This is a genomic window from Edaphobacter sp. (assembly GCF_028283685.1).
GTDB lineage: Bacteria > Acidobacteriota > Terriglobia > Terriglobales > Acidobacteriaceae > Edaphobacter.
In genome coordinates this window covers 747,982-761,991 of the sequence record NZ_JAPWKF010000007.1, presented here as the reverse complement: position 1 = coordinate 761,991, position 14,010 = coordinate 747,982, and the positions used below count along the sequence as shown (strand labels likewise).

9 protein-coding genes are annotated in these 14,010 nt (G+C 63.5%); 8 read left to right on the top strand and 1 reads right to left on the bottom strand.

Annotation, left to right across the window (positions count from 1 at the left end; genetic code table 11):
* The first annotated feature begins 171 nt into the window (after positions 1-171).
* The 5 genes from PW789_RS13990 to PW789_RS13970 all read left to right on the top strand — a co-directional run bounded on the left by PW789_RS13990 (position 172) and on the right by PW789_RS13970 (position 9,113).
* A complete protein-coding gene (locus PW789_RS13990; protein ID WP_299377406.1) occupies positions 172-1,461 on the top strand; it encodes an FtsQ-type POTRA domain-containing protein in 1,290 nt (429 codons plus the stop codon).
* On the top strand, positions 1,458-2,690 hold the full coding sequence (gene ftsA, locus PW789_RS13985) for a cell division protein FtsA (RefSeq protein WP_299377404.1): 1,233 nt from the start codon (positions 1,458-1,460) through the stop codon (positions 2,688-2,690). Before PW789_RS13990 ends, ftsA begins: the two co-directional genes overlap by 4 nt.
* Before the next feature lie 169 nt (positions 2,691-2,859).
* Entirely contained in the window at positions 2,860-6,075 is a 3,216-nt protein-coding gene (locus PW789_RS13980; RefSeq protein WP_299377402.1) for an alpha-L-rhamnosidase, read from the top strand.
* 122 nt (positions 6,076-6,197) lie between these two features.
* Positions 6,198-7,676: a cell division protein FtsZ gene (gene ftsZ, locus PW789_RS13975; protein WP_299377400.1), complete on the top strand. Its 1,479-nt coding sequence runs from the start codon at positions 6,198-6,200 to the stop codon at positions 7,674-7,676.
* A 168-nt stretch (positions 7,677-7,844) separates the two neighbouring features.
* On the top strand, positions 7,845-9,113 hold the full coding sequence (locus PW789_RS13970; protein WP_299377398.1) for a penicillin-binding transpeptidase domain-containing protein: 1,269 nt from the start codon (positions 7,845-7,847) through the stop codon (positions 9,111-9,113).
* A 62-nt stretch (positions 9,114-9,175) separates the two neighbouring features.
* On the opposite strand, the gene PW789_RS13965 is transcribed toward PW789_RS13970, so the two are convergent.
* On the bottom strand, positions 9,176-10,552 hold the full coding sequence (locus PW789_RS13965; protein WP_299377396.1) for an NAD-dependent succinate-semialdehyde dehydrogenase: 1,377 nt from the start codon (positions 10,550-10,552) through the stop codon (positions 9,176-9,178).
* Between the two features lie 162 nt (positions 10,553-10,714).
* Here PW789_RS13965 and PW789_RS13960 point away from each other — a divergent pair, with 162 nt between their 5' ends.
* The 3 genes from PW789_RS13960 (at position 10,715) to PW789_RS13950 (ending at position 13,826) form a co-directional block, all read left to right on the top strand.
* Entirely contained in the window at positions 10,715-11,188 is a 474-nt protein-coding gene (locus tag PW789_RS13960) for a nucleoside deaminase (RefSeq protein ID WP_299377394.1), read from the top strand.
* Between the two features lie 16 nt (positions 11,189-11,204).
* Positions 11,205-12,512: a homoserine dehydrogenase gene (locus PW789_RS13955; RefSeq protein WP_299377392.1), complete on the top strand. Its 1,308-nt coding sequence runs from the start codon at positions 11,205-11,207 to the stop codon at positions 12,510-12,512.
* 63 nt (positions 12,513-12,575) lie between these two features.
* Positions 12,576-13,826 carry an ectonucleotide pyrophosphatase/phosphodiesterase gene (locus PW789_RS13950; RefSeq protein WP_299377390.1) on the top strand — a complete coding sequence of 417 codons (1,251 nt, stop codon included), beginning with the start codon at positions 12,576-12,578 and terminating at the stop codon, positions 13,824-13,826.
* Positions 13,827-14,010 lie beyond the last annotated feature (184 nt).

The following is a 14,010-nucleotide window of genomic DNA, read 5'->3' as shown; positions in this document are numbered from 1 at the left end:
AGTGACGAGTTGGGTGAGTTCCTGAAAGGGTACAAGGCCGGAAGTTGAGCGTAAGCCCCGGGCGGTTCGCGGGATATAGTCAGGATGGCGGTTTCTTGCTATTCGGCTTGAGCGAGCGAAAGAGTAGTCGTGCGACAAAACGGCGGGTCAGCAGCGAGGCGCAGGACGGCGGTGCTTGAAGCGCCAGAGCCGGAGTATGTCGCGAAGGTGACTGCGTCGGATAAGAAGCCAGCGGCGTCGGACAGGAGCATGCGCAGAGACTTTTCCGATTTCGACGAGGAGTATGACGACTCGCCCGTGTCGCGAAGGCGGCAGGCGGGCGTGAAGCTGCGCGTGCGCGGCGGGATGCCGAAGTCGTGGGGCGGAAGGCTGGGCGTGCTGGCCGCGGTGCTGGTGGTGGTGGGATTGTGCGCGGCGGCGGTGATGGTGGCCAAGGCGGCGATTCTGCACGATGACCGGTTCGTGATTCCTTCGTCGTCGTCGATCGAGGTGGAGGGCAACTCGCATGTGACGCGGGCGCAGCTGCTGAGCATCTTCGGCGAGGACGTGGAGCGGAACATCTTCCGCGTGTCGCTGGATGAGCGCAAGGCGGAGCTGGAGCAGCTGCCGTGGGTGGAGCATGCGACGGTGATGCGGCTGCTGCCGAATCATCTGCGGGTGGGGATCGTGGAACGGACGCCGGTGGCGTTTGTGCGGCAGGGAAACCATATCGGCCTGGTGGATGGCAACGGCGTGCTGCTGGATATGCCGACGGATGTGCAGGCGAATATGCAGTACTCGTTTCCGGTGGTGATTGGACTGACGCCGTCGGACCCGCTGTCGCTGCGGGCGGCACGGATGAAGCTGTATGCGCGGTTTACGAGCGACCTGGACGTGTCGGGTGAGAAGATCTCGCAGACGCTGAGCGAGGTGGATCTGTCGGACCCGGAGGATGTGCGGGCGGTGGTGGCGGACAAGAACGGCGAGGTGATGGTTCACTTCGGCGAAGAGAATTTTCTGGACCGCTACCGGAAGTTTGAGGAGCATCTGCCGGAGTGGAGGACGCAGTATCCGCATTTGAGCTCGGTGGATATGCGGTACGAGCGGCAGGTGGTGCTGGAGATGCAGAAGGGCACGGCGGTGCCGGTGGGCGGCGGAGAGGCTGCGGCGGCGGATGCGTCGTCGGCTGCGGCGATTGCTGCTGCGGCGGCGTCCAAAGCGGCTGCTGCACCGAAGGCTGCTGCGAAGGAGTCTGCCCCGGCGGTGCATCCTGCACCGGTGAAGAAGCCGGCGGTGAAGGCGAAGGCCGCGGCGAAGAAGTCAGCTCCGGCGAAGAAGACGTCCCCTGCGGCGCATCATGCGTCGGCAGGTACGAAGCATGGAGAGTCGTTCTGGATTCATCCGAAGAAAGGATCGGCACCGGCGGATCAGGGCACGGGCACGCAGCAGCAGTTTCATCCGCCGCAGGTAATTCAACGATGAAGAGTCAGAGGCCGGAAAATCTGATTACGGTGCTGGACGCCGGAAGCACCAAGAGCGTGGTGCTGGTGGCGGAGCTGCACGATGGCGTGCTGCGGTATCGCGGGCATGGGATCGAACGCTCGCTGGGCATGCGGAAGGGGCTGATCGCGGAGCTGGGGCCTGCGGCGGAGGCGATCAATCGCGCGGCGCTGACGGCGGAACGCACATCGAAGGCGGCGATCGAGACGGCGGTGGTGGGCATCGGCGGAACGCATGTGCGCGGGATGAATTCGCGTGGCGGCATCAGCATGGGCAGCCGCATGCGGGAGATTACGCGGGAAGAGGTTCGCGCTGCTGTCGACCGCGCCCGGAGCGTGGCGCTGCCGCCGGACCGCGAGGTGCTGCACCTGCTGCCGCAGGAGTTCATCCTCGACGAGCAGCCGGGGATCCACGATCCGATTGGAATGGTGGGCAACAAGCTCGAGGTCAACCTGCACCTCTCGACGTGCTCGGGCGGCGTGGCGCAGAGCGTGATCACGTGCGCGAACCGTGCTGGGCTTGAGGTGACGGATACGGTGTATGAGGGCATCGCTTCGGCTGAAGCGGTGCTGAGCGCGGACGAGCGCGAGCTGGGCGTGTGCGTGGCCGATATCGGTTCGAGCACGACAGAGATGACGGTGTTCTTCGAGGGCGCGGTGGCGCATACGGCGGTGTTGCCGATCGGAGGCGACCACTTCACCAACGATCTTGCGGTGGGACTGCATGTGACGGTGGAAGAGGCCGAGTTCCTGAAGAAGACTTACGGCCACTGCGTGGTGACGGCGGTTCCGCAGATGAACGAGATCGAGGTTGGCGGCGATCTTGCGATCTCGGGCGGCCAGCCGGCGCGGATGGTGCGGCAGCGTTTTCTTGCAGAGATTCTGGAGCCACGTGCGCGGGAGTTGTTCACGATGCTGCGCGATAATCTGCGCAACGGCGGCGTGCTGGAGGCGCTGGGCGCCGGATGCGTCTTCACCGGTGGCGGAGCGATGATGTCGGGTCTGCTGGATAACGCCGAGAGTCTGCTGCGGGTACCGGCGCGCGTGGGATATCCGGTGCCGCTGTCGCGGATGCCGGAGGAGCTGGCGAAGCCGGAGTACGCCTCGGCTATCGGCATGTTGCTTTACACGCATCGCACGCAGGTAAGGAAGGCGAGCGAGGAGCAGGGGCTTCGCGCGAAGCTGAAGTCGATCTTTGCGGGAAGTTTTTAGTCAGCATGTTCATTGCTGTTGGTGAGACAACGGCACGAGCAAACATTGAGCCCCATATCTTCCGAATCGAGATATGGGGCATTCGTTTTTTCACGGTTGTTCTTGCGGAGCGGGTCCTGCGTTAGCTCGCTTCGATTAGCATGTTGCTTGTTTCTGAGGAGTTGTGGTCATGTCCTTTGTTTCGAGTGGGAAGAAGTCCTCTGCTGCTTTGGTTCGCCTTTTTGTTGCGGGCGTTGCTTTGTCGTTGTGCGCTGTGGCGGCGCATGCGGCTCCGATGCGATTGAAGGTGGAGCAACGGATCAATCCACTGGGCATTGATGCGGCGCGACCGGGGTTCTCGTGGCAGAACGATGCGGCGGAGCGCAACTGGAAGCAGACGGCGTACCAGATCCGCGTGTCGAGCACGATGGCCGGGCTGGTGGGCGGCGGCAAGCCGGATATCTGGGACAGCGGAAAGATCAGCTCGAGCGAGAGCGTGGGCATCGCATACGGCGGCCATGCGCTGACGTCGCGGCAGCGGTACTACTGGACGGTCGAGGTGTGGGACGGGCATGACCGTTCGAGCCGAGCGGCGATCCCCGGCTGGTGGGAGATGGGGCTGCTGCAGCCGGGCGACTGGACGGCGCAGTGGATTCATCGCGACGACGCGGAGCAGCAGCAGGAGCTGAAGGCGATTCGCTGGATCGGGTTGCCGGAGGCGCAGCCGGGCCGGGCGGTGCAGCCAGCGAAGGCGGAGTTTCGCTATCAGCTGCACCTGGAGAAACGGCTTTTTGCCGCAAGCTTCCATGTCTTCGCTCCGGGGGCGTTCACGGTGAAGGTGAATGGGGTTGAGACGGGGCGCAAGGCGGAGTGGATTGCGTTCGATCGCGAGGAGATCGGGGATCGTCTGCACTATGGCGAAGGAACGAAGGGCGATAACACCATCACGGTGTCGGTAGCGGCGCAGAAGGTGAAGCAGGGAGATCCGACGCCACCGGCTGCGCTGGCGGCGGTGCTGCGGCTGCATGAGAGCGCTGGCGCGACGCGCTCGGTGGTGACAGGCCCGGAGTGGAGCGTGGAGGAGAACGGCGCGTGGGTTCCGGCGAAGGAGCTGGGCGGATTGGATGCGCTGGAGCTGCGGGCGGGGTTCAACAACTCGACGATGAAGATGCCGGATCGCGTGGCGAGCGAGGCGTCGCTGCTGCGCAAGGAGTTTCCGGCGCAGAGCGGTGTGGTGGCGGCACGGCTGTATGTGACGGCGATGGGCAGCTATCGCGTGCTTCTGAACGGTCATCGCGTGGGCGAGGATGTGCTGACGCCGGGCTTCACGGATTTTCGCAAGCGGGTGCAGTACCAGACGTATGACGTGACGGCGATGGTGAACAAGACCGGCAGCAATGTGCTGGCGGCGGCGCTGGGCGCGGGATGGCACGGCAGCCCGATGATGTGGCTTGGGGCGCGGCTGTTTCCGGGGCCGGACATGCTGCTGGCGCAGCTGGAGCTGAAGTTTGCGGACGGTTCGACGAAGACGATTACGAGCGATGACAGCTGGAAGGCGAAGCGGGCTCCGGTGAGGGCTTCGGAGATCTATGCCGGTGAGACCTACGATGCGCGGCTGGCGGATGCGTCGTGGAGCACGGGCGCGAAGCCTGGAACGGGATGGAGCGCGGCGCTGGTGAGCGATGCTCCGACCGGAGTGGAGGTCTCGGCGCAGCCGGACAGTCCGGTGCATCAGACGGGCCGGGTGCGCCCGGTGAGCGTGAAGATGGTGGGTGGCGATGCCGTCTTCGACATGGGGCAGAACATGGTCGGCGTGGTGCGGCTGCATGTGCACGGCGCTGCGGGCACGGTGGTACGGATGCGTTTTGCGGAGAGGCTGAATCCGGATGGAAGCATCTACACGGAGAACCTGCGCAATGCGGACGCAACGGACACGTACACGCTGAGCGGCAAGGGCGACGAGTCATGGGAGCCGGAGTTTACGTTCCATGGCTTCCGCTATGTGCAGATCTCGGGATACCCCGGCAAGCCGACGTTGGATGCGATTGGCGGCGAGGTGTGGAACAGTCTGGAGGATCTGCCGACGATGCGGCTGAAGACCTCGAGCACACTGCTGAACAGCATGTATGAGCTGGGTATCTGGGGGCAGCGAGGGAACTTTGTGTCGATTCCGACGGACTGCCCGCAGCGTGATGAGCGGCTGGGCTGGATGGGCGATGCGGGCGTCTTCTGGAGGACGGGAGCGTACAACTTCAACATCGACGCGTTCACGCAGAAGTTTATGCGGGACGTGGTGGATGCGCAGACGCCGGGCGGGGCGTTTACGGATGTGGCTCCGGACATGCTGGGGAATACGGATGCGCACCCCGGTGCTCCGGGATGGGGCGATGCGGGCATTCTGGTGCCGTATGCCGCGTGGCTGCAGTATGGCGACCGCGCGGTGCTGGAGCGCAACTGGCCGGCGATGGAGCGGTGGATGGACTACGTGCTGAAGACGAATCCAAACTACCTGCGGCAGAAGTCGCTGGGGAATAACTTCGCGGACTGGCTGGCGCCCGATCCGCGCAGCCCGAAGGACATGGTAGCGACGGCGTACTGGGCGGTGATGGCTCGCCAGATGGAAGAGATGAGCACGGCGCTGGGACGCAGGGACGATGCGGCGAAGTACAAAGAGGTGTATGCGAAGGTCGCCGAGGCGTATCGGCGTGAGTATGTGCATGCGGATGGCACGGTGGCGGGCGATACGCAGACGGCGTATGTGCTGACGCTGTACGCGGGGCTGGCTCCGAAGGAGATGGAGAAGGGGATGACGGACCGCCTGGTGAAGGATATCGAGGCGCACGGCAATCACCTGACGACGGGCTTCCTGGGGACGCCGTTCCTGATGTTTGTGCTGGAGGACCAGGGGCGGGCGGACGTGGCGTACAAGCTGCTGCTGCAGGATACGTATCCGTCGTGGGGCTACATGGTGAAGAAGGGCGCGACGACGTGGTGGGAGCGCTGGAACGGCGACACGGGCGATCCGGCGATGAACTCGTACAACCACTATGCGTTCGGTTCGGTGATGGCGTGGGTGTATCGGCGCGTGGCGGGCATCGATACGGATGCCGCGGGTGCGGGGTTCCATCACGTGGTGGTGAAGCCGCATGCGGAGGCGGGGCTGACGAGCGTGCATGCGGAGTATGACTCGGTGTACGGCGAGGTGACGACGGACTGGACGCGCGGAGCCGATGGAAAGCTGGCGGTGAGCGTGCATGTTCCGGCGAATGCGACGGCGACGGTGTATCTGCCGGCGGCGGGTGCGTCGTCGGTGACGGAGAGCGGCAAGAAGGCGGAGGCGAAGCTCGAAGGCGACTCGTTCGTGGTGGAGGTCGGCGCGGGAAGCTACCGGTTCGGTCTGCACTGATTGCGAATGCAGGCGCGGAGTTGAGATTGAACCATTGATGGTACGTGGGTAGTGGAAAACGCGGGTGTTACTTATCAGGCAATGGTGTGAGAATTGAGTCAGCTTAAGGAGCCTCTGCACTCATGTCCAATCTGCCTGACGACGATATCCGCATCCACTACCACGACGAGATTCCGCGCGGGGCGCGGATCAAGGTGATCGGCGTTGGCGGCGGCGGCAATAACGCCGTGAATCGCATGATCGCGGCCAAGGTGGAGGGCGTGGAGTTTATCGCCGCCAACACCGATGTGCAGGCGCTGACGGTGTCGAACGCGCCGGTGAAGCTGCAGCTGGGCGTGAAGCTGACGAGCGGCCTGGGCGCGGGCGCGAACCCGGATGTGGGACGGCGCGCGGCGCTGGAGGATTCGGACAAGATCATCGAGGCGCTTGAGGGCGCGGACATGGTGTTTGTGACCGCCGGTCTGGGCGGAGGCACGGGCACGGGCGCGGCGCCGGTGATCGCCTCGCTGGCGAGCGAGATGGGCGCGCTGACGGTGGCGGTGGTGACGCGGCCGTTCGGGTTTGAGGGCAAGCGCCGCATGATGCAGGCCGAGCGCGGCATGCAGGAGCTGCTGGAGTCGGTGGACACGGTGATCGTGATCCCGAACGAGAAGCTGCTGGCGGTGGCGAAGGATGCGGGCTTCTTCGAGAGCTTCCGCATTGCAGACGACGTGTTGCGGCAGGGCGTGCAGGGCATCTCGGACATCATTACGATTCCCGGCGTGATCAACCGCGACTTTGCCGACGTGAAGACGACGATGGCGGGGATGGGCTACGCGGTGATGGGCACGGCGGTACGCTCAGGTCAGGATCGCGCAGTCGAAGCGGCGATGGCCGCGATGGCGTCGCCACTGCTGGAGTCGGGCGCGATCGACGGCGCGAAGGGCATCCTGATCAACATTACGGGTTCGAGCAGCCTGAAGCTGAGCGAGGTGAACGAGGCCTCGACGATTATTCAGAATGCGGCGCATGAGGACGCGAACATCATCTTCGGCGCGGTGCAGGACGAGACGATGGGTGATGACGTGAAGATCACGGTGATCGCCACGGGCTTCAAGCAGCAGGAGACGCCGGCTCGGCGCGAGCGGATGCTGGCCGAGCCGTCGTTGCCGACGATGCGTTTCGACGTTGCTCCCGAGCCGAGGATTGAGCCGCGGATCACAATGCCGCACTCGATGTCACAATCGACGGCTTCGCAGCCGAAGTTCGCCAGCGACCAGCCTGCGACGTCCCAGACTCCTCTCTCTCCGCGGGAGCGGATCGAGATCGTGCCTGAGCCGGAGCTGCGTACGGTGCCAGCCTCGGTGTTCGACGACGACTTCTTCCGGGCGGAAAACGAGCGCGCTGCAGCCTCGTATGTTCTTGCAGAAGAGGCGGTTCGGGTGGATGCAGGAGTTCGCGAGCCTGCTTACCTTCAGGCTGCGGGAACCGTCCAACAGGAGGCCCCGGTCCTCGATGCGAACGTGCGTTCGCCGTTCAGCGGCGGTGGTTCGCCGGTAGCGGGAGACACCTCGGAGCCGGATGAGCTTGATATTCCAGCGTTTCTGCGCCGGGGGCACTGATTCCCGGTTGGCGCTTCCGGCTGTTACCATTCCGGGCCTGTATGGGGCTAATGGGGGATTTCACAGCCGGGCGGAGTGCGCTGAGATGAGAATGTTCTCAGGTTTCTGGCCTGGGATTGGCAACTTCGTTGCCTGCTTCGTTTTAATGTAAGTAGAAGAGGGGTCGCCTTGGTTTCGAAACTTTTCAAGGTTGTTGGCGTCGTCCTTCTGGGCCTGGTTGTGGGTTCGGGGGTCGATGCATCGGCGGCGCCGTCGCGGAGCGCAAAGCATAAATCCTCCGGCACGGCACATAGCGTTACTGGCGGAAAGACCCGCGCCACAACAACATCCAGCAAAAAAACGACATCCAGCAAGAAAAGCCGAACGACTGCGACGAAGAAGACGGTCTCGGTGACGACGACCGGCCATGTGAAGCGCGGCGCGCGCACGCGGCTGGCGGTTCGCCGCAGCCATTATTACGAGCGATTTACGGCCAGCTCGTTTGCCGACAACCTTTCGCTGGGCGATGTGACCGAGGGGGAAGATCCGGTGGTTCGCGCGGCGGCGATCGAGGCGCTGGGCAACATGAACGGCACGGCGCTGGCCATCGATCCGTCGTCGGGCCGTATCCTGGCGATGGTGAACCAGAAGCTGGCGCTCTCGCGCGGCGCCGAGCCATGCTCGACGATCAAGCTGACGGTGGCGCTGGCGGCGCTCGAAGAGGGCATTGTGAAGAAGGACACGCCGGTGAACCTGGGCGGCCGCTATCACCTGACGATGACGGAGGCGCTGGCGCACTCCAACAATGCGTACTTTGAGACGCTGGGCCGCTCTCTGGGATTTGAGCGGGTGAAGCACTACGCCAACGAGTTCGGCCTGGGCGAGCTGGCGGGCTACAACATTCAGGGCGAGCAGCTGGGCATTTATCCGGACGAAGAGCTTCCGGCGTCGCTGGGCGGCGTGGGGCGCATGTGCTCGTTCGGCGAGAGCGTATCGATGACGCCGCTGCAGCTTGGCGCGCTGGTGTCGGCGATCGCCAACGGCGGCACGCTGTTCTATCTGCAGCATCCGGAGAGTGCGCTGGACGTTGCCAGCTTCCAGCCGAAGGTGAAGCGGCAGCTGAACATCGCCCCGCTGATCCCGGAGATTCTGGACGGCATGCAGGGCGCGGTGATGTACGGCACGGCGCGTTCGCTGCGCACCAACTTTACGGAGTTTCCGGTGATGGGCAAGACGGGGACGTGCTCGAACAACGGCACGCGTTTTGGCTGGTTCGCTTCGTATGCCGATACGCCGAAGGGCCGCATCGTGACGGTGATCTTCCTTGAGGGCGGCAGGCCGACCTTCGGGCCGAAGGCCGCTGAGCTGACCGGACAGTTCTATCGCGCTCTGTGGGATAAGAGCTACTTCATGCAGAAGGCGGAGCAGGCGACTGCTTCGGGCATGGGCGCTGATTGAGTTGAGGATGTTTGCTGGGAGACCCCGCCTGCTGGCGGGGTTTTCTTTTTGGAGGCGGCTGCTTAAAGGCTCTTGGGTGAGGAGAGTACGACGGTCTTGGCGTTGAGAAACTCGCGCATGCCTGCGGCGGAGAGCTCGCGGCCGTAGCCGGAGTGCTTGACTCCACCGAAGGGGAGGCGCGGGTCGCTGGCCACCATGGAGTTGACGAAGACGGCGCCGCATTCGAGTTCGGCGACGAGGCGCTGCTGCTCGGCGGGCTCGCGGGTCCAGACGGAGGCGGCGAGGCCGAAGGGCGTGTCGTTGGCGAGCTCGATGGCCTCGTCGATGGAGGCGATCTTGAAGAGCATGGCGACGGGGCCGAAGAGCTCTTCCTTGTAGACGGAGCTTGTGCGCGGGATGCCGGTGAGGACGGTGGGCTCGAAGTAGTTGCCTTCGCCGAGCATGCGCTCGCCGCCGGTGAGGACGCGTGCGCCTGCCTGTTTGGCGGCCTTGACCTGAGCCTCGAGTTCTTCGGCGATCTTTGCTGTGGCGAGCGGGCCGACGTCGGTGGTCTCCTTCATGGGATCGCCGATCTTCATGGCCTCCATGCCGGCGACGAAGCCGGCTTCGAACTCCTGGTAGATGGACTCGTGGACGAGGAAGCGCTTGGCGGCGATGCAGGATTGGCCGGTGTTGACGAGGCGGGCGCGGACGGCGGTTTCGATGGCGGTGGTGAGGTCGGCGGAGGGCATGACGATGAAGGGGTCGGAGCCGCCGAGCTCGAGTACGGACTTTTTGATGAGCCATCCAGCCTGGGCGGCGATGGCGCGGCCTGCGGGCTCGGAGCCGGTGAGGGTGACGGCAACGACGCGCGGGTCGGCGAGGACGCGCTCGACCTGACGCGATTCGATGAGGAGCGTCTGAAAGATGCCGCGAGGAAAGCCGGAGCGGCGCACGAGCGATTCGATGGCAAGGGCGCACTGGGGAACGTTGGAGGAGTGCTTCAGGAGGCCGGTGTTGCCGGCCATGAGCGCGGGCGCGAGGAAGCGGAAGACCTGCCAGAAGGGGAAGTTCCAGGGCATGACGGCGAGGACGACGCCTAGGGGGTCCCAGCGGACGTAGCTCTGGTTCTCGGTGGGGATGGGTTCGGGTGCGAGGATGCGCGCGGCGTTCTCGGCGTAATAGCGGCAGGCGGAGGCGCACTTGGCGACCTCCTGGCGCGAGGCGTGGATGGGCTTGCCCATCTCGAGGGTGATGATCTGCGCGAGGTCGTTGACCTCTTCGTCGAGCAGGGAGGCGAGCTTGCGCATGCAGAGGGCGCGATGATCGAGCGGGACAGCACTATAGGCCTTGAAGGCCTCATGGGCGAGGCCGATTTTTTCGAGCGCGGCTTCGTCGGTGAGGGCGTCGAAGGAGCGAAGGAGTTTGCCGTTGGCGGGATTGATGGAGGCGATGGGCATGCTGGTCTGCTACGAAGCAGATTAGCAAAGTTGCGTTGCCCTGAGGGCAGGCAGAGAGGCCGGAGCAGAGGAGAGTTGGCCGATTATCTGTATGAAATAATGAGCTGTAATCTTTCAGGCTGCAGGCGCGGGGTTTAAGCGGCTGGACGGCGAGGGAGCGGGATGCAGGCCAACCCTGAGTTTATGCGGCAGGCGATCGAGCTTGCGAATGAGAATGTGACCTCGGGGAGCGGCGGGCCGTTTGGCGCGGTGATTGTGCGTGACGGCGCGGTGATCGCGACGGGAGCCAATTGCGTGACGAAGGGCAATGATCCGACGGCGCACGCCGAGGTGGTGGCGATTCGGAATGCGTGCAGAGATCTGGGGAGCTTTTCGCTTGAGGGCTGCGTGATCTATACGAGCTGCGAGCCCTGCCCGATGTGCCTGGCGGCGATCTACTGGGCGCGCATGGATGGCATTTTTTTCAGCGGCACGGCCGCCGATGCGGCGGATGCGGGTTTTGACGATGCGTTTCTGTATGACGAACTGACGCGACCGATGCGGGATAGAAGCATTCCCTCGGAGCCTCTTCTCAAAGAGCGAGGCAGAGAGAGCTTCGATGTGTGGCGCAGCTTTGTGCAACGTGTGGATTACTGAGAACGGACGGGAGACGATGGCGACGAAGTCGAAGAAGGTTGCGGCGAAGAAGAACGATGGCGTGGTGAAGGTAGCTCTGCTGGGCTTCGGCACGGTGGGCAGCTCGGTGGCAAAGGTGCTGGCGCAGTCGAAGTTCGCTGGCATTGAGCTGACGCACGTTTATAACCGCAGCGTGGCGCGCAAGAAGGAGTCTGCCGCGGCGAAGTTCGTTCCTGCAACGGCGAAGTGGACGGAGAACATCGACGATGTGCTGAAGTCGAACGTCGATGTCGTGATCGAGCTGATGGGCGGCCTGAACCCGACGGAGGGCTGGCTGAAGAAGGCGATCACCTCCGGCAAGCATGTGGTGACGGCCAACAAGCAGCTGATCGCGTACAAGGGCGTCAGCCTGCAGAGGCTGGCAGCGCAGAACAATGTGCAGCTGGTCTACAACGCGGCTGTGGCCGGTGGCGTCCCGGTGATTCCGGGCATGAAGCAGGGGCTTGGCGGCGACCGTATGCAGCGGATCAGCGGCATCGTGAATGGCACCTGCAACTACATTCTGAGCCGCATGGAGACGGGCGCTGACTATGCGACGGTTCTGAAGGACGCGCAGCAGCTGGGTTATGCCGAGGCGAATCCTTCGGCGGACGTGGATGGTTTCGATGCACGCGCGAAGCTGTGCATCCTTTCGCGCATTGCGCTGCATGCGGACCTGAATCCGGATGAGGTGGCGACGCAGACGATCTCCTCGGTGGAGGCGGTCGACTTCATGTATGCGAAGGAGCTGAACTGCACGATCCGTCAGATCTCGCGGGCGCAGCTGGAGGGCACGGTGGTGCATGCGCGGGTGGCGCCGATGCTGGTGCCGATGGACTCGCCGCTGGCGTGGTCGCACGGTACGCAGAACATGGTGGTGACGAGCGGTTTGTATGGCGGCGATGTGGTGTTCTCGGGCCACGGCGCGGGCGGCGAGCCGACGGCGGTGGCGGTGGTGTCCGATCTGCTGGCCGTAGCGCAGGGTGCGAAATCGGTGGAACTGCCGGTGCGCAAGCGCCAGGTGACGGGCGAGTTTATGGCGCCGCACTATCTGCGCTTCGTGGTGGACGACAAGCCCGGCATAGTGTCTTCGATTGCGGGTGCGCTGGCGAAGGTGGGGGCGAACATCGATTCGCTGCTGCAGAAGCCGGGATATCCCAAGCACAAGCTGCCGTTCGTGGTGACGACGGAGCCTTGCCTGACCTCGACGATTGAGAAGGCGATGCATGCCATCGGCAAGCTGGACTGCATGCTGGAGAAGCCGATGACGCTGCAGATGCTGGTTGCGGACGATACGGCGGAGTAGCAGACGTTGCATCGCCCGGTGGAGCGGTTTCGGGCGCAGTTTATCTAGATAAAGGGCAGATGGATGAAGCTCTGGAAGTTGTTAGGCACGGTCGTACTGTTGACGGGATATGTGTCGGCGGCGGATATCGCGCCGGTGCATCATGAGCCGAATGCGCTGAACTCGAAGAAGGCGCAGAAGAGGCACTACGTGGTGATGGTGTCGCTGGACGGCTTTCGCTGGGACTATGCAGCGAAGTGGAGCGCGCCGCACCTGCTGAAGATGGCGGAGGAGGGCGCGAGCGCACCGGAGGGCATGATTCCCAGCTTTCCGTCGCTGACGTTTCCGAACCACTACACGATTGTGACGGGACTCTATCCCGAGCATCATGGGATCGTGGACAACGAGTTCCTCGATCCGAAGCGCGGCAATGCGCGGTATTACTACAAGGATCCTGCCTCGAGCCATGATGGGAGCTGGTATGGCGGGGTTCCGCTGTGGTCGCTGGCTGAGCGCCAGGGCCTGCGTTCGGCATCGATGTTCTGGGTAGGATCCGAGGCTGAGATCGCAGGCAAGCGGCCGAGCTACTGGGTGCCGTTTGACGATAATTTCGACGATGAGAAGCGAGTGGCGCAGGTGATGCAGTGGCTGGCTCTGCCGGAGTCGGAGCGGCCGCACCTGATCACGGTTTACTACTCGAATGTGGATCATGCAGGACACGACTTCGGGCCCGACTCGACGGAGTGCCGAGATGCTGTACACCATGTCGATGGCCTGATGGGCGAGCTGGAGGCAAAGCTGAAGGCGACGGGGCTTCCGGTGGACCTGATCGTGGTGTCGGATCACGGCATGGTGAAGTTCGATGACCGGCACTGGCTGGCTATCGATTCGATGGTGGACCTGAAGGGTGCGCCAAACGTCGGCGAAAGAGTCTATCCGAAGACCGAGGAAGAGAAGGAACGCATCTACTCGGAGCTGAAGGGGAAGAACGATCCGCGCATCGCCGTCTACCGTTTGAAGGACGTACCGGGGAAGCTGGAGTTCAATGAGAACGGCCGTGAAGGTGACCCGGTGATTGAGCCGCTGGCGTTGGAGCCGACGACGATTCATGCGAAGACGCCGCTGATCAAGGGAGTTGGCGGACACGGCTTCGACCCTGCGCAGGTGCCGCAGATGAAGGCGATCTTCTATGCGGAAGGGCCGGATGTGAAACAGGGCGTGAAGCTGGAGTCGTTCCCCAATGTGGATGTGTATGACTTCGTGGCGGGGATTCTTAAGTTGAAGCCGGCGAAGAACGATGGCGATGCGAAGGTGTTGAAGGTGGCTCGGCGGTAGGTTTGTGGCAATGCCGGAATGTGCTGGGGCCTTGCTTCGGACAGACAATGCAAAAAGCGAGGCTGTGGCCGGGATGCGGTGTGGTGAGAAGCAGGTCCCTCCACTGCGCTTCGCTTCGGTCGGGATGACCACTTGAAAGTGGCTTGGAAATATAGAAAGCAGAAGGCCCGGACAATGTCCGGGC